Origin of the sequence: Rhodopseudomonas sp. BAL398, from assembly GCF_033001325.1 — a bacterium.
In the GTDB taxonomy this organism is placed as follows: Bacteria; Pseudomonadota; Alphaproteobacteria; order Rhizobiales; family Xanthobacteraceae; genus JARJEH01.
In genome coordinates this window covers 4,356,501-4,372,726 of the sequence record NZ_CP133111.1, presented here as the reverse complement: position 1 = coordinate 4,372,726, position 16,226 = coordinate 4,356,501, and the positions used below count along the sequence as shown (strand labels likewise).

The window sequence follows — 16,226 nt, the reverse complement described above, 5'->3', positions numbered from 1 at the left end:
CGGGCCACCCTCCCCACAAGGGGGAGGGAGAAGGACTACCCTGCCAGCGCGCGGCGCGCCGCGGCGGCGTCGAATCCCTTCAGGCCAATCACCACCAGATGCTCTGTTCGCGTCGCATCCGGCCGCGCGAAGGACAGTTCGACGCGGGCGCCGACCGCCTGCACCACGATCGGTGCCGGCCGATCGGCGATTCGCGCGTGGCCCTTGACCCGCAACACGCCGTCGAGACCGAGCGCGTCGGTGACGCGGCCGCGCATCGCGTCGACGCTGCTCGCGGCCGACGGCGTCACCACGATCGACACGAAATCGTCATGGTCGTGCTCCTCCTCCTCGCCATGGTGCCCGGTGCGGGCGGCGAGATCGTCTTCGGCCGCCGCATTCAGCCCGATCAGCACCTGCGGCGCCACGGCGCCATGCGAGCGCACGATGCGAACCCCCGGCCGCAGCATCGCGGCCAGCCGCGTCTCGATATCGGCCAGCATCTCCGGCGCCACCAGATCGGCCTTCGACAGCACCACCAGATCGGCGCAGGCGAGCTGATCCTCGAACACTTCCTCGACCGGATCGTCATGATCGAGCGACGGGTCGGCGGCGCGCTGGGCCGCCACCGCGCCTTCGTCGAGAATGACGCGGCCTTCCGCCAGCGCCAGCGCGTCGACCACGGTGACGACGCCGTCGACGGTGGCGCGCGTTCGCACCGCCGGCCAGGCGAAGGCTTTCAGCAGCGGCTGCGGCAAGGCCAGCCCGGAGGTCTCGATCACGATGGCGTCGAGCGGAATCTCGCGCGTCAGCAATTTGTCCATAGTGGGAATGAAATCGTCGGCCACGGTGCAGCAGATGCAGCCATTGGTCAGCTCGACGATATCGCCGGGCGCGCAGGCATTGGCGGCGCAATCCTCGACCAGACCGCCGTCGAAGCCGGCGTCACCGAATTCATTGACGATCACGGCGATGCGGCGGCCCTCGGCCTCCATCAGCAGCGCGCGCAGCAGCGTGGTCTTGCCGGCGCCGAGAAAGCCGGTCAGCACGGTGACGGGGACACGGACGGTCATGGGTTGAGTTCTCCTGAGCGCTTGAGCCACAGCGGCAGCCCGGCGGCGATGAAAACGACATTGGGAACGGTGGCGGCGACGATCTGGTTGAGCCGGCCCTGCGCGTCGCGAAAGGCGCGGCCGAGCGGCGTCTCCGGCACCAGGCCGAGACCGATCTCGTTGGAGACCAACACGATCGGATATTGCGCCACGCCGAGAAACCGGGTCAGCCGGCGCGCCTCGATCTCGGGGTCGCGCTCGGCCAGCATCAGATTCGACAGCCACAGCGTCAGACAATCCACCAGCACGGCGCGGCCGTGGATGGCTTCGCGGGTCAGCGCCTCGACCAGCGCCAGCGGTTCCTCGACGGTGGTCCAGCCGGCGCCGCGGCGGGCGCGGTGATGGGCGATGCGCGCCGTCATCTCGGCGTCGCCAGCGGTGGCGGTGGCGAGGTAGATCTGCGATCGCCCGCTGGATTCGACCAGCCGCTCCGCAAAGCCCGATTTGCCGGAGCGCGCGCCGCCCAGCACCAGCGTTGAGGACAGCGCGGTCATGACGGGGCGCGTCCGTCGTCCGGCGACCAGCGCGCCGGCGGCAACCGCGCCACCATGCCCTTGCGCAACACCGCAGCGCGCTCGCGCCACGGCACCAGCCCGTAGCCGGATTTTTGGTAGGAGCGCACGAAATCCAGCAGCGCTGCGCTGCCGCTGTCGGTTTCGAGGTCGCCAAACAGGAAGGTGTAGCCATCCGGGCTCGACACCGCGACGGTGGCCGGGCGCTTGCAGACGCTCAGACACTGAACCGGCCGCACCACGACGCCGGGATCGCCGGCGCCGAGCCCGGCCTTGATGGCGTCGAACATCTGCGGCCCGACGGTCGCGCTGCCGTCGGCGGATTTGCAGGTGGTGCAGACGCTGACCACGACCGGGCCCGCGGGGGCGTCGCGGCGGGGTTCGATCGGCGTCAGAGCGTCGGCTGGGTGATCGGCGGAGGCCGGATCGAGGCGGTCGCGGTCCATGTCAAGCTCACGTCAAGGCCTTGCGGCCGCGAGCTTTGTTGGGTTCGCGCGGCAACGGCTTGCGCCGTCACGCTCGCTCCCGTCCGGTGCACCCCGCCCCGACGACGCCTCCAAAGCACAATCCGTGATGGCAGGTCTCCTGGCTCGCGAGTCGTCGCCATTCGCCGCCTTCCCAGGATATCCCAGTGGCCTCGGCGAGGGCTCGTCGCTTACAGTTGCGGGGGCAGCACCGGGATTGAACGAATTCGCACCGGCTTCCCTTTTCACCTTCCACGTGGAAGGACCATCGCCCAAACGCTAACCGCGGTGCCCGCGCCGGTCAACCACGCGAAGGTGGTGTTGACCGAGCAAGCTATCCTGACGTCTGGTGCCGACTTCCCAATGAGGACCCACAATGCCGACCGATACCCTGATATGGCAGCCGCCGGCGATCACGCCGCTTGATCCTGCGGCGGAAGCCGCGATTCGCGCGCGAATCGACGGCAAGGCCAAGCCGCTCGGCTCGCTCGGGCAGATCGAGGATCTGGCGGTCCAGCTCGGCATGATTCGGCATCCCGGCGAACCGCGCGGCGATAATGCCGTGCTGATGGTGTTCGCCGGCGATCACGGCCTGACCGCCGAGGGCGTCTCGCAATTTCCCGCCGCGGTGACGGTCGGCATGGTGATGACCTATCTGGCCGGCCGTGCCTGCGCCAACGCCTTCGCAACCGCCAGCCATGTCGATGTCCGGGTGATCGACGCCGGCGTCGCCGCCACGCTGCCGGCGCATCCGGACCTGATCGACGCCAAGATCCGGATGGGCACCGGCAATGCGGCGCGTGAGCCGGCGATGACGCCGCAACAGGCTGCCGCCGCTCTGACCAAGGGCTGCGAACTCGCGGTCGCCGAAATTCGCGACGGCGCCGACATCATCGCGCTCGGCGAAATGGGGATCGGCAACACCGCCTCGTCGTCGCTGCTGCTGCACCGGCTGGCGCCGGCGCCGCTCGAACAATGCATCGGCGTCGGCGCCGGTCAGGATTCCGCCGGCATGGCGAAAAAGCGCGCCGCGATCGAATTGGCGGCCGCGCGCAGCGACGTCACCGCGCCGCTCGATGTGCTGGCCGAATTCGGCGGGCTGGAAATCGCCATGATGGCCGGCGCGATCCTCGGCGCCGCCTCAATGCGCCGCCCGGTGATCATCGACGGCTTCATCGCCACCGCGGCGGCGCTGCTCGCGGTCCGGCTGTGCCCGGCGGCGCGCGGCTATTGCGTGTTCGCGCATCGCTCGGCCGAGCGCGGCCATGACCTGGCGCTGGCCGCGCTCGACGCCAAACCCTTGCTCGAACTCGGACTACGGCTCGGCGAAGGCACCGGCGCGATTCTCGCGGTGCCGCTGCTGCGCGCCGCGGCGCGGCTGTTGACCGACGTCGCCGATCTGTCCGACGTGCTGGCCGGAAAGATCTGAGCGGACGTAACGATGACCAAAACTCTCCCCAATGCCGCCATTGCGAATGCGGCGCCGCCGCGCTTCGACGCAAAGTTTCAGGCGCAATTGGCCGAACTGATCGCATGGCGCCGTGACGTGCGGCGATTTCGCCCGGACCCGGTCGCGCCCGAGCTGATCGAACGCCTGCTCGATCTGGCGCAACTGGCGCCCTCGGTTGGCAATAGCCAGCCATGGCGCTGGGTCAGCGTCGATAGCGCGGCGATGCGGCAAAAAATCCGCGGCAATTTCGTTCGCAGCAACGATTCCGCGGCGGCGAATTATCGCGGCGCGCGCGCCGAGCTTTACGCGCGACTGAAGCTGGAAGGCATCGACATCGCGCCCCGGCAATTCGCGCTGTTCTGCGATCACGGCACCGCGCAAGGCTCGGGCGTCGGCTGCCAGTCGATGCCCGAAGCGCTGGACTATTCGGTCGCGGTGATGATCGAGACCTTCTGGCTCACCGCCCGCGCCGCCGGCCTCGGCGTCGGCTGGGTCTCGATCCTCGATCCGGTCGAAGTCACCGCCGATCTTGACGTGCCGCAGGGCTGGAAATTCATCGCCTATCTGTGCGTCGGCTGGCCGGTCGAAGAACATATCGACCCCGAACTGGTGCGCCACCACTGGCAGGACCGCACCGGCGCGGGTCGCCAGGTCATCTCGCGCTGAGTCGCGCGCGCGATATTTTTCGGGGTGAACTGATTCACTTGGTGCCAAGGATGCAGTCATTCCGGGGCGCGAGCAGCGATAGCTGCGCGCGAACCCGGAATCTTGCCGAGAGTCCATGAGCGGCTGCCCGTGCCGCAAGATTCCGGGTTCACTCGGCCCATAGCGCGTTGAAGACGCGCGTAAACGCGCTTATCGGCCTCGCGCCCCGGAATGACCGCGCCCTTGGAAAAGCCGCCCGAAAGATGCGCTACACCGCCTACACCGCGACGGCGTGGCGCGCGGGAGAGCGCTCCGGCATCGGCCGCATCGCAGGCCCGCCGAGCGGCAATTCGGTGGTCGATTTAATCTGCTCCATGGTGAACATCGACGAGACGTCCTGCAGGTCGATCTTGGCAATCAGCCGCTGATAGACGTCGTCATAGGCGGCGATATCCGGGACCACGGCGCGGATCAGATAATCGACTTCGCCGCTCAGCCGATAAAAGTCCACCACTTCGGGGAAACTGTTGACGATGCTGCGGAAGCGCTGGACCCATTCGGCATTGTGCTGATTGGTCCGCACCGCGATGAAGACGCTGACGCCGAGATTCAGCTTGTCGGCGTCGAGCAGCGCGACGCGCTTTTTGATGTAGCCGGATTTCTCCAGCTTCTGAATCCGCCGCCAGCACGGCGTCGAGCTGAGACCGACCCGATCGGCGACCTCTTGCATCGACAGGCTGGAATCGATCTGGAGCGTGGCGAGAATCTTGCGGTCAAGCTCATCAAGCATGGTGGCCTCCAATATCCCAGGGCAGATAGGACAATCATGTCGCCTCTTGCGCTGTTTGTGGAAGGCTATTGTTGGAAATACCTCTTTACGAGAATAAACATCCGCCAGATTGCCCGATAAACAGGCGGCACCCTGCCGTATTTCAGGACGACACAGGGGTGAATCGGCCCACGGCCGTTTCGGTTTGGCTGGCATTGCCGCAGGACCGATCGCGCGCTATCGCCCGGCCGCATAGGCCTGCATGCCGCGCGGATTGGCGGCGGCGCGGCGATAGGGCGCGTCGAGCGACGCGGCGACCAGCCGGCCCTCGGACCAATCCTCACCGATTTCGACCAGATGGCCGCGCCGGCGCAATTCGGCGATGGTGGCCTTGGGCAGCCGGCTTTCGACCACCAGCACGCCGGGGCGCGACTGCCGCGGCCAGAACGAGGCCGGAAAATGCTCGCTGTGCCAGGCCGGCGCGTCGATCGCCTCCTGCAGATTCATTCCGGCATGGACGTGGCGCAGGAAGAATTGCGGAATCCACTGGTCTTGCTGGTCGCCGCCGGGCGAGCCCCAGGCCAGATAGGGCTTGCCGTCGCGCAGCGCCATCGCGGGCGACAGCGTCGATCGCGGCCGCCGGCCGGGCGCCAGCGCCGCCGGATGGGTCTCGTCGAGCCAGAACATCTGCGCCCGGGTGCCGAGCGCAAAGCCGAGTTTGGGAATGATCGGCGAGCTCTGCAGCCAGCCGCCGGACGGCGTGGCGGCGATCATGTTGCCGTCCTTGTCGATGATGTCGAAATGCACGGTGTCGCCGCGCACTTGACCCATCCGCCCGACGGTCGGCTCGCCGGCGCCGGAGGCGCCGACCGCGACGCGGGCGCCGGTCGACACCCGTGCGTCGACCTTGCCGGAAAATCCTTCGATCACGCCGGGGCGCAATTCCATCGACGCCGTCTCGCCGATCTGGGCGCGGCGAATCGCGTTATAAGCGTCCGACAGCAGCGTCCCGAGCGGCACTTCGGCAAAATCGGGATCGCCATAGAACGCCTCGCGATCGGCGAAAGCCAGTTTCGAGGCTTCGACCACGAGATGGATGAAGTCCGGATCGACCGGGCTGAGCTTGTCGAGATCGTAGCCCTTCAGGATCGCCAGCTGCTGCAGCGCCACCGGACCCTGGGTCCACGGCCCGGCCTTGAGCATGCGGTAGCGGCCGTAATCATAGCCGACCGGCGGCTCCACGCTGGCCTGCCAGCCCGCCATGTCCTGCCCGGTCAGCACGCCGCGATGCGGCCGGCCGGTGACGTCCATCACCTCGTTGCGGCAGAATCGGTCGATCGCCTCGGCAACAAAACCCTGCGACCAGGTTTTGCGCGCGGCTTCGATTTGCGCTTCGCGGTCGCCGCCCGCAGCCTGCGCTTCCGACAGGATGCGCTGATAGGTGTCGGCCAGTGCCGGATTACAAAACAGCGAGCCGGGCGCCGGCACCTCGCCATTGGGCAAAAACACCGCCGCCGATGTCGGCCAATGGTCCTTGAACAGCGTCGCAACGGTGGCGATCGTGGCGCTGGCGCGCTCGACCAGCGGGTGGCCATGGCGCGCATAGGCAATCGCCGGCCCCAGCACCTCGGCAAGCGGCAGCGTGCCGTAATCGCGCAGCAGCAGCATCCAGCTGTCGAAAGTGCCCGGGATGCACGGCGCCAGCAGCCCGGTGCCGGGGACGAGATCGAGCCCGAGCGCGCGGCAATGCGCGATGGTGAGCCCGGCCGGCGCGGTGCCCTGGCCGCAGATCACCTCGGTGCGGTCGCGGCGGGCGTCGTGCAGGATCACCGGCACGTCGCCGCCGGGGCCATTGAGATGCGGCTCCACCACCTGCAGCACGAAGGCCACCGCGCAGCCGGCGTCGAAGGCATTGCCGCCCTTTTCCAGGATCGACATGCCGACCGCGGTGGCGATCCAGTGGGTCGAGGTCACCACCCCGAAGGTGCCGACGATTTCCGGCCTCGTGGTGAAGGCGGACGGATCAACGAAGCTCATTTTATGTCCTTTGGCGGGAGGCGCGGCATCATAGCCGCTGGCCGCCGCTGGCGTCGATCTGTTGTCCGGTGACCCAGCCGCCATCGTCGGAGGCGAGGAACGCCACCACTTTGGCGATGTCCTCGGGCTGGCCGACGCGGCCGAGCGCGATGGTCTCGGCGACGGCGCGGCTGGCCACCGGATCGCGGGCATTGGCGTTCATGTCGGTCGCGGTGGCGCCGGGCTGCACCGAATTGACCGTAATCTGCCGCCGGCCGAGATCGACCGCCAGCAGCCGGGTCAGGGCTTCGAGCGCGGCCTTCGACGGCGCATAGCCGGCCATCCGCGGATAGGCCGCGCGGGTTCCCATCGAGGAGATGTTGACGATGCGGCCACCGTCGCGCAACGCCGGCAGCAATGCCTTGATCAGAAAGAACGGCGATTTCAGATTGGTCTGCAGCATGCGATCGAAATCGTCCTCTGTCAGTTGTTCCAGCGTCGCGTGCTTGCCCACCCCGGCATTGTTGACCAGAATATCGAACGTGGCATTTTGATAGCGGCTGCTGAGCTCAGCCGAGAACCGCTGCGCCAGCAAGCCTGCGCCGCCGCGATCCGACAGATCGGCCTGCACCGCAAAGCCGCTGCCGCCGGCATCCGCAATGGCCGCGACGGTGCGCTGCGCCGCATCCTCCGCCGCGTGGTAATGCACCGCCACGATGGCGCCGTCGCGGGCCAGGCGCAGCGCGATGGCCTGGCCGATGCCGCGGCTGGCGCCGGTGACCAGCGCGATCTTGCCGTCCAGCGCGCCGCTCATGACGACCAGCCGCGGCTGGCTTCCAGGCTGCGGGCGCGCTCGATCAGCAATTTGCGGTCGATCTTGTTGGTGCCGGCCCATGGCAATTCGTCGACGAATTCGATCCGTCGTGGATGCTGATAGGCCGGGCCGTTGGCGATGGCGAATTGGCGGATCTCGTCGAAGCTCGGATGGGCCTGATCGCGGGCGACGATGAACGCCACCGGAACCTGGCTGCGTTCCTCGTCGGGCAGCGGCACCACCACCGCGTGCTGGACCTGCGGATGCCGCTCCAGCAGCTTTTCGACCTCGCCCGGATAGATGTTCTCGCCGGAACAGACGAACATATCGTCGGCGCGTCCGACGAAATAATAGAACCCGTTTTCGTCGCGGCGCATCACGTCGCCGCTGTAATACCAGCCATCGACCAGCGCTTTGGCAGTCTGCGCCGGCAGATTGTGATAGTTCGGCATCAGCGCCGGATTGCGCATCAACAGCACGCCCTCGTCGGCGCTGCCGTTGACCAGCCGGAGATTGTCGAGATCGATCGGATAGCCCAGCGCCATCGGCGGCGTCGGTATCCCCTTGGGATGCGGACCGAACACCGCGGGGCCGGCCTCGGTGGTGCCGTAACCCATCGAGATGGTGACATCGGGCAGCGCCAGCTTGATGCGATCCCACAGCCCCCTCGTCATCGGCGCCGATCCCAGCATCAGCCGGCGGATCGTGGTGATGTCGTGGGTGGCGAGCAGCGCGGTCTCCTTGATGACGCGCGCCCACATCGTCGGCACCGCGGTCGCCGCGGTGACCTTGTAGGTCGCGATCGCCTCGATATAGCTGCGGGTCTCGAATGCCGGCAGCAGCACCACCGAGGCATTGGTGGCGAAGATGGTCTTGATCGCGAACAGCCCATTCATGTGAAACAGCGGCTGCGCGATGATGTAGCGGTCGGTAGCGTTGAGCGCGCCGCTGGTGCGGGTCGACAGCGCCCAGAGCTGGCCATGATGGGTCAGCGGCACGCCCTTGGGCCGGCCGGTCGAGCCCGAGGTATAGAGCATCTGGCCGATCTCGTCGGCCGTCACTTCCACGGTGGCGAAGTCGCCGGGTTCGATCATGGCGGCGAACCCGCCCGGCCCGGCATCGTCGAAATCGATCACCTCGATGCCCTGGCGCACCAATTTGCGGTTCGCGGCGTCGACAAAGGCCAACGCGATCCTGGCGTCGTCCATCACATAGTCGATGGTGTCGGGCGGCAGCTTGATATTGACCGGCACGGCGATGAAACCGGCCCGCATGATGCCGAAATAGGCCACGATATATTCGGCGCGATTCAGTGCGGCGATGGCGATATGGGTGCCGCGCGCATAGCCGCGAGCGGTCAGATATTTGGCGACGCCATTGGCGAGACGGTCGATCTGCCGATGGGTGTAGCGCCGCGGCTGCCCGGGCTGCACCAGATCGATGATGGCCTCGCGCTCGAGATCGCCGCTGCGGTCGATCAGGTCGCCGAGATTGTTCCAACGCATGCACCAATCTCCTGATGTGGGTATCAACCGGTTGCGCGCCCGGCAAAGGGCACCACGCTGTGCTGCTCGAGCAGATCGTAATGGCAGGCCACCTGCCGCCCGCCGGCCACGCTGCGCAGCACCGGACGCTCGACCCGGCAGCGCTCCTGGGCGATCGGGCAGCGGGTGTTGAAGGCGCAACCCGGCGGCGGATTGAGCGGGCTCGGCAATTCACCCTGCAACACGCTCCTGGCCCGGCTTCGCGCCAGCCGCGGATCGGCCACCGGCGCGGCGGCCAGCAGCGCCCTGGTGTAGGGATGCGCCGGCTGGTGCCAGATCTCCTCGCCGCGGCCGCTTTCGACGATGCGGCCGAGATACATCACGATCAGCCGGTCGGAGATGTGCTCCACCACCGACAGATCGTGCGAGATGAACAGATACGAGACCCCGGTGGCCTGCTGCAGATCGTCGAGCAGATTGATCACCTGCGCCCGCACCGAGACGTCGAGCGCCGACACCGGCTCGTCGCAGATGATGACCTTCGGGCTCAGCGCCAGCGCGCGGGCGATGCCGAGGCGCTGGCGTTGGCCGCCGGAGAATTCGTGCGGATAGCGCCCCATCGCCTCGGCCGGCAGCCCGACCTGCTCGAGCAATTCGCTGACCCGATCCTTGATGTCGCGGCGGGTCCAGCCGGCGATGCTGAGCGGCTGGCCCACGATGGTGCCGACGCTGTGGCGCGGATTGAGCGACCCATAGGGGTCCTGGAAAATCATCTGCATCGACTGCCGCGCCTTTTTCAGCGGCTTGGGCGCCATATTGGTAATGTCCTGGCCGTCGAGCACGACGAGGCCATCGCAGGTCGGCACCAGGCGCATGATCGCCTTGCCGAGGGTGGATTTTCCGCAGCCGGATTCGCCGACCAGCCCCAGCGTCTCGCCGGCGGCGAGTTCGAGGCTGACGTCATCGACCGCGCGCACCACGCCCCGGGCGCTTTGGTACTGCACGCAAAGACTAAGCACCGATAGAAGCGACATCGCGCGACAACTCCTTTTCGGCGGCGAAACAGGCGACGGAGCGATGCGGCAGCAACTCTTTCAACACCGGCCGTTCGGCCCGACAGCGATCGAAGACGTCGGGACAGCGGTTCTGGAATGCGCAACCGACCGGCAGATCGGACAGCGCCGGAACACTGCCGGTGATTTCGACCAGCCGGTCGCCGCGATGGCCGGTCGCCGACGGCGTGGCGCCGAGCAGGCCGCGTGTGTAGGGATGCAGCGGCCGTTCGAACAACGCCTCGACCGGCGCCTCTTCGACCTTGCGGCCGGCATACATCACCACGACCCGATCTGCGGTCTCGGCGACGACGCCGAGATCGTGGGTGATAATCACCAATCCCATATCAGCATCGGCCTGCAGCTCCTTCATCAATTCGAGGATCTGCGCCTGGATGGTAACGTCGAGCGCGGTGGTCGGCTCGTCGGCTATCAACAGGTTCGGCCCGCAGGCGATCGCCATCGCGATCATCACCCGCTGGCTCATGCCGCCGGACATCTGGTGTGGATAGTCGTTGAGCCTGCGCTCGGCATCGGGAATCCGCACCCGCCGCAGCAGCGCGACGGCACGCTCGCGCGCCTCCTTGGAGGAGACGTCGTTATGGCAGCGGATCACTTCGATCAGCTGATCGCCGACGGTCATCACCGGATTGAGCGAGGTCATCGGATCCTGAAAGATCATCGAGATGTCCTTGCCGCGGACCTTCTGCATCTCGCGATCGGACAGCGCCGCGAGATCGCGGCCCATGAAGCGGACCACGCCGCCGACGATCTTGGCGGGCGGTACGGGCAGCAGCCGCATCACCGCCAGCGCCGCCAGCGATTTGCCGCAGCCGGATTCCCCGACGATCGCCAGCGTCTCGCCGGAAATCACCTTCAGCGACAGCCCGTCCAGCGCTGGCAACACGCCGCGCCGGGTGAACAGCGAGACCTCCAGATTCTCGACCGACAGGATCGGCGTGCCGGGTGGAACGATCTCCGCCGCCATCTCAGCGATCCCTCAGCTTGGGGTTGAGCGCGTCGTTGAGACCGTCGCCCACCAGATTAAGCGCCAGCACCGTCAGCATGATCGCCAGTCCCGGCACCGCGCAGATGTACCAGGAGCTGCGGATCAGCGTGCGGCCGTCGCCGATCAGTCGGCCCCAGCTCGACACGTTGGGATCGCCGAGGCCGAGAAACGACACCGCGGATTCGAACAGCACCGCGCCGGCGATCACCAGCGAGGACAGCACGATCACCGGCGGCAGCGCGTTGGGCAGGATCTCGCCGAACATGATGCGGAAATTCCCCATCCCCATCGAGCGGCAGGCCTGGACGAATTCGCGGTCGCGCAGCGACATGAATTCGGCGCGCGTCAGCCGCGCGATCGGCGTCCAGGTCACGATCCCGACCGCGATGGTGACGTATTCGAGCTTCTGTCCCAGGATCGACACGATGGTCAGCACGAAGATCAGGTTCGGAATCGTCTGGAACAATTCGGTGAAGCGCATCAACAATTCGTCGACCCAGCCGCCGAAATAGGCCGCGCTGGCTCCGACGCTGATGCCGATGATGGTGGCGGTCAGGCTGGCGCAGATCCCGATCAGCAGCGTGGTGCGCGCCCCATAGGCGATCATCGCGGCGATGTCGCGGCCCAGCGAATCGGTACCGAGCGGATAGCGCGACGAGGTGAACGGCCACAATTCCGGCCGGCCGACGATGCGCAGCGGATCGCGCGGAAACATCCACGGCGCCGCCAGCGCGATGCCGATCACCACAAGGACCAGCACGAAGCCGACCAGCGCGGCGCGGTTGCGGGCGAAGCGTCGGGCGAATTCGATGGTGAGGGTCAGCATGCTATCTTGCCCGGATACGCGGATCGAGCCGCAGGTAAACCAGATCGACGGTGGCGTTGGACACCGCCACCAGCAGCGAGCCGAGCACCAGCACGCCGAGCACCATCGGATAGTTGCGGCTCATCACGCTGTCGAACAACAGGCTGCCGATCCCGGGCCAGCTGAACACCGCCTCGATCACCACGCTGCCGCCCAGCATGGTGCCGAGCTGCAGCCCGAGCAGAGTGACGATCGGCAGCAAGGCGTTGCGCATCACATGGGCCAGGATCACGCGACCGCCCGACAAGCCCTTGGCGCGCGCGGTACGGACGAAATCCAGCCGGAACACCTCGAGCATCGAGGCGCGCATCACCCGCGCATAGGTCGCCGCGTAGAACAGCCCCAGCGCCGTCGCCGGCAGCACCAGATGATACATCACGTCCAGCGCGTCGCGCAGCGCCCCGTAATCGGTTCCGATCTTGCGCATCCCGCCGACCGGAAACCAGCCAAGCTTCACCGAGAACAGCACCGTCATCATGATGCCGATCCAGAAACTCGGCGCCGCGAAGAAGAACACCGCGCCGAGCGAGATCAGATTGTCCCAGATGGTATTGACCTTGACGGACGCCACCACGCCGGCGGTGAGGCCGACAAGCAGCGCGATCGCCATCGCCGCCAGCATCAGGATCACGGTCGCCGGCAATTGCTGCATGATGACGTCCAGCACCGGCGCGTTCTGCCGGTACGAGTAGCCGAGATCGAGATGCATCACCGACCAGATATATTTGAACAGCTGCACCGTGACCGGCTGATCCACCCCATAGGTGTGGCGCAGCTGATCCAGCATCGCCGGATCGGTCACCTGCTGCTCCGACGTCATGACGTCGAACAGGCTCCCGGGCGCCAGATGGATCAGCGCGAAATTGAGCACGATCACCCCGAGGATCAGCGGGATGATCTGTGCGAGCCGGCGGAGGACGATACGACGCACGCAGGCTCTCCTTTGTTAGCGGTCGAGCCAGACGCCGGACCAGCTGTCGCCCATGAAGTCCGCCGCCGTCGAATGGTTGCGAACATCGCTCCGGGCGATCGTCACCGGTTCGAGATCGACCATCGGCAGGATCGGGATGTCGGTCGCGGCCAGGCTGTCGAACGCATGCGCCAGCTCGATACGCTTGGCCTCGTCGGTTTCCACCGTCATCTTGGCGACGATGTCGTCCATTTTGGGATTCGAGTAGCCGGTGGCGTTGCGGAAGGCGGCGCCCTTCACGATGCCGTCGGTGGTGTAGTATTGCGTCGTGGTCGGGATCAGCTCGATGCCGCCGGAATTATTCGAGATCGCGACGTCGTAGTCGTAATCGGTATAGATCCGCTTCAACGACGTGGCGCGATCCGGCACGGTCAGCTCGACGTCGATCGACAGATCCTCGAACGCCTGCTTGACGTATTGGCCGATCTTGATGTTCTCCTCGAACCAGCCCGCCGACACCAGGCTGAGCTTGAAGCGCGAACCGGATTTGATCGGATAGCCGGCGGCGTCGAGCATCGCGCCCGCCTTCTTGACGTCGAACGGATAGGCCTGAACATCCTTGGTGAAGAAGATGGTGTTGGACGACGCGATGGCGCCGACCGAGGGATGGGCGCGGCCGAAGAACACGGTGTCGGCGATGAAGTCGCGGTCGATCGCCTGCATCAGGGCTTGGCGGACTTCGCGCTTCTTGAAGATCTCTCGGCGCTGATTGAATTCAACCGTCGTCACCCAGGCCGAGTTCGAATAGCCCTTGGTCTCGGCGATGAACTTGCCGCCCGCGGTGAGGCGGGTGATTTCTGGCGGGGGAATCGGATTGAAGGTGGCGATGTCGAGCTGGCCGGCCTCGAACGCCGCCGACCGCGACGCCGGGTCGCGCCACCAGCGAATCACCAGCCGGTCGACATAAGGCAGCCCGGGCGCCCAGTAATTGTCATTGCGCAGGAATTCGACATGGCTGCCGCGCACCCATTCCTTGACCTTGTAGGGGCCGGTGCCGACCGGTGTGTTGTTGATCGGATTGGTGATGATGTTGCTGCCGGCATAGATATGCTTGGCGATCACCAGGCCGGCCTTGCCGGCGAGCACCGACTTCAGAAAGAATTCCGGCACCGGCGCGCTGAATTTCAGCACCACGGTGAGCGGATCGACCGCCTCGGCGCCTTGCAACGCGTTGAGCGAGACGCCGCCGGAAATCGGCTTCCAATATTCCATCGCGTTGTAGACGACGTCGTCGGCGGTGAACGGCTTGCCGTCGTGCCATTTCACATTGTCGCGCAGCTTGATGGTGTAGCTGCGGAAATCCGCTGCTGGTTTGATCTCGAGGGCGAGTTCCGGCTCGAATTTGAGCTCGGAGGTGAGCCGGAACAAGCGCTCATGTACCTTGGTCGCGGTGAAATACGGGCTGGAGCCGCCGCCGGCCGGCACGAACAGTGCCTGCGGCTCGAAGCCTCCCCAACTGGCGAGCAGCGTGCCGCCCTTTTTCGGAGCCGCCGTGGCCGCGCCGGCAGAGCCGGCGAAGCTCGCGGCCAGTCCGGCCGCGGCGGTCGTCATCAGGAAATCGCGTCTGGTCAACCTGCTCATCGTCATTCTCTCTCTGCCAATGGGTCGGAACACATGCGTCTGGTGTTGTGGCGGCGATCAGGACTCCAGCGTCGAGTAAGTGCCGCGGCCGATCGCGAGCAGCACACCCTTTTCATTGAAGACATCGACGTCGGCGATGCCGACGCTTTTGCCGGCACGGCGCACCCGCGACACCGCGACCAACGCGGTGTCGACCGCCGGGCGCAGATAATCGACGCGGAAATTCACCGTCGGCAGGCCGCGGCCGACCATCATGCCGACCGCGAAATCACCGACGGTGTCGATCACCGAGGCGATGACGCCGCCGTGCCACTGCTTGGAGCCCGGCCGGCGCTCGAATTCCGGCCGCATCGCCGAGCGCATCGTCACTTCCTGCGTGACCGGATCGGCGGACACCACCGTCAATCCGAGGAACAGGTTGAACGGCGACACGTCCAACATCTGCTGGATCTGCTCGGCCGAGAGCGCTTTGACCTCGGGCTTGCTCAAGGCGTCACCACGACTTTGCCGAACACCGCGCGATCCTCGATGATGCGCACCGCGTCCTTGGCCTCGGTCAGCGGGTAGGATTTGTCGATCAGCACCTTGAGCTTGCCGGCCTCGACGAGGTCGAACAATTTGGTGATGTCCTCGCGCTCCCAGCCATTGGAGCCGAGCAATTGCAGTTCGAAAGTCCAGATGAAGCGCAGATCCTCGACCGGCGCATAGCCCGCGGTGGCGCCGCAGGTCAGCAGCCGGCCGCCGAGCTTGAGGCAGCGCAGCGATTTGACCCAGGTGTCGCCGCCGGTGAAATTGACCACGACGTCGACGCCGCCGCCTTCGACGAAGCGCCGCCGATGCGGCTTGCCGTGGCGTTCGAACACCGTCTTCATGAAGTCGGCCTGGGTGTAGAGGATGATCTCGTCGGCGCCGAGTTCGGTCAGGCGGCGGCCCTTCTCCTCGCTGCCGGCGCAGGCGATCACATAGGCGCCGGCCAATTTCGCCAGCTGCACGCAGCAGACGCCGACGCCGCCCGAGGCGCCGAGGATCAGCACCTTCTCGCCGGGCTTGATCTTGCCGATGGTGTTCATCATCCGGATCGCGGTGCCGTAGGCCACCGGCAGCGCCGCGGCCTGTTCGAAGCCGACGCCATCCGGAATCTTCACCAGCTGATGCGCCTTGGCGCGGCAGAATTCGGCGAGCCCGCCGTCCTGGGTCTCGCCCATCAACCCGCCTTCGACGCGGTTGACCGGATCGATCAGGACGCGGTCGCCGACCTTCCAGCCCTCGACGCCGGCGCCGAGCTCGGCGATCTCGCCGACGACGTCGAGCCCGATGATCACCGGCAGCGGCACCTTGATGCCCGGCATGCCGCGACGGGTGAAGACGTCGTGATAATTGATCGACGACGCCTTGACATTGACGACAACGTCGCCCTCGCCGGCTTTCGGCGTCGGATAATCCGCGACGAATTTCAGTTGCTCGTTGTCGCCATGCTCGTAAAGAACCACCGCACGCATTTGCT

Annotated in this window: 16 protein-coding genes and 1 riboswitch; of the genes, 2 read left to right on the top strand and 14 right to left on the bottom strand. The window is 66.3% G+C overall.

The window, feature by feature from the left end:
* Nucleotides 1-35: 35 nt before the first annotated feature.
* From cobW to RBJ75_RS20635, 3 genes are read right to left on the bottom strand one after another with little or no spacing between them, the layout of a single operon-like run.
* Complete coding sequence (gene cobW / locus RBJ75_RS20645; RefSeq protein ID WP_044407137.1) at nt 36-1,052, bottom strand: cobalamin biosynthesis protein CobW; 1,017 nt, start codon at nt 1,050-1,052, stop codon at nt 36-38.
* On the bottom strand, nt 1,049-1,585 hold the full coding sequence (cobU, locus tag RBJ75_RS20640; RefSeq protein ID WP_044407133.1) for a bifunctional adenosylcobinamide kinase/adenosylcobinamide-phosphate guanylyltransferase: 537 nt from the start codon (nt 1,583-1,585) through the stop codon (nt 1,049-1,051). Before cobU ends, cobW begins: the two co-directional genes overlap by 4 nt.
* Nucleotides 1,582-2,049 (bottom strand): DUF1636 family protein, encoded by a 468-nt coding sequence (locus RBJ75_RS20635; RefSeq protein WP_080900908.1) that lies wholly within the window; start codon nt 2,047-2,049, stop codon nt 1,582-1,584. Before RBJ75_RS20635 ends, cobU begins: the two co-directional genes overlap by 4 nt.
* Before the next feature lie 111 nt (nt 2,050-2,160).
* A riboswitch (cobalamin riboswitch) is annotated at nt 2,161-2,352 on the bottom strand.
* Nucleotides 2,353-2,443: 91 nt separating this feature from the next.
* Between RBJ75_RS20635 and cobT the strand changes: the two genes are divergently transcribed.
* Both cobT and bluB read left to right on the top strand, forming a co-directional pair.
* Nucleotides 2,444-3,496, top strand: a complete 1,053-nt coding sequence (cobT, locus tag RBJ75_RS20630; protein ID WP_044407130.1) for a nicotinate-nucleotide--dimethylbenzimidazole phosphoribosyltransferase — start codon at nt 2,444-2,446, stop codon at nt 3,494-3,496.
* Nucleotides 3,497-3,508: 12 nt separating this feature from the next.
* A complete protein-coding gene (bluB, locus tag RBJ75_RS20625) occupies nt 3,509-4,183 on the top strand; it encodes a 5,6-dimethylbenzimidazole synthase (RefSeq protein ID WP_044407127.1) in 675 nt (224 codons plus the stop codon).
* Nucleotides 4,184-4,439: 256 nt separating this feature from the next.
* Here the strand turns inward: bluB and RBJ75_RS20620 are convergent, their stop codons facing one another.
* The 11 genes from RBJ75_RS20620 to RBJ75_RS20570 form a co-directional block, all read right to left on the bottom strand.
* Complete coding sequence (locus RBJ75_RS20620) at nt 4,440-4,952, bottom strand: Lrp/AsnC family transcriptional regulator (RefSeq protein WP_276156806.1); 513 nt, start codon at nt 4,950-4,952, stop codon at nt 4,440-4,442.
* A 216-nt stretch (nt 4,953-5,168) separates the two neighbouring features.
* Nucleotides 5,169-6,968 (bottom strand): gamma-glutamyltransferase family protein, encoded by a 1,800-nt coding sequence (locus RBJ75_RS20615; RefSeq protein ID WP_317528528.1) that lies wholly within the window; start codon nt 6,966-6,968, stop codon nt 5,169-5,171.
* Between the two features lie 28 nt (nt 6,969-6,996).
* Nucleotides 6,997-7,761 carry an SDR family oxidoreductase gene (locus RBJ75_RS20610; protein ID WP_044416513.1) on the bottom strand — a complete coding sequence of 255 codons (765 nt, stop codon included), beginning with the start codon at nt 7,759-7,761 and terminating at the stop codon, nt 6,997-6,999.
* Nucleotides 7,758-9,266, bottom strand: coding sequence for a class I adenylate-forming enzyme family protein (locus RBJ75_RS20605; protein ID WP_044416511.1), 1,509 nt, complete (start codon nt 9,264-9,266; stop codon nt 7,758-7,760). Before RBJ75_RS20605 ends, RBJ75_RS20610 begins: the two co-directional genes overlap by 4 nt.
* 23 nt (nt 9,267-9,289) lie before the next feature.
* Nucleotides 9,290-10,279, bottom strand: a complete 990-nt coding sequence (locus tag RBJ75_RS20600) for an ABC transporter ATP-binding protein (protein ID WP_044416509.1) — start codon at nt 10,277-10,279, stop codon at nt 9,290-9,292.
* The gene (locus tag RBJ75_RS20595) at nt 10,257-11,285 is read right to left on the bottom strand and encodes an ABC transporter ATP-binding protein (protein WP_044416507.1); all 1,029 of its coding nucleotides are present in this window, start codon (nt 11,283-11,285) and stop codon (nt 10,257-10,259) included. The genes RBJ75_RS20600 and RBJ75_RS20595 overlap by 23 nt, the downstream gene beginning before the upstream one ends.
* A 1-nt stretch (nt 11,286) precedes the next feature.
* Nucleotides 11,287-12,132, bottom strand: a complete 846-nt coding sequence (locus RBJ75_RS20590) for an ABC transporter permease (RefSeq protein ID WP_080901209.1) — start codon at nt 12,130-12,132, stop codon at nt 11,287-11,289.
* Between the two features lies 1 nt (nt 12,133).
* Nucleotides 12,134-13,102: an ABC transporter permease gene (locus tag RBJ75_RS20585; protein WP_044416505.1), complete on the bottom strand. Its 969-nt coding sequence runs from the start codon at nt 13,100-13,102 to the stop codon at nt 12,134-12,136.
* 15 nt (nt 13,103-13,117) lie between these two features.
* Entirely contained in the window at nt 13,118-14,722 is a 1,605-nt protein-coding gene (locus RBJ75_RS20580; protein ID WP_152647853.1) for an ABC transporter substrate-binding protein, read from the bottom strand.
* 57 nt (nt 14,723-14,779) lie between these two features.
* A complete protein-coding gene (locus RBJ75_RS20575) occupies nt 14,780-15,211 on the bottom strand; it encodes a PaaI family thioesterase (protein WP_080901208.1) in 432 nt (143 codons plus the stop codon).
* Nucleotides 15,208-16,221 carry a zinc-binding alcohol dehydrogenase family protein gene (locus RBJ75_RS20570; protein WP_044416501.1) on the bottom strand — a complete coding sequence of 338 codons (1,014 nt, stop codon included), beginning with the start codon at nt 16,219-16,221 and terminating at the stop codon, nt 15,208-15,210. Before RBJ75_RS20570 ends, RBJ75_RS20575 begins: the two co-directional genes overlap by 4 nt.
* Nucleotides 16,222-16,226: the final 5 nt, after the last annotated feature.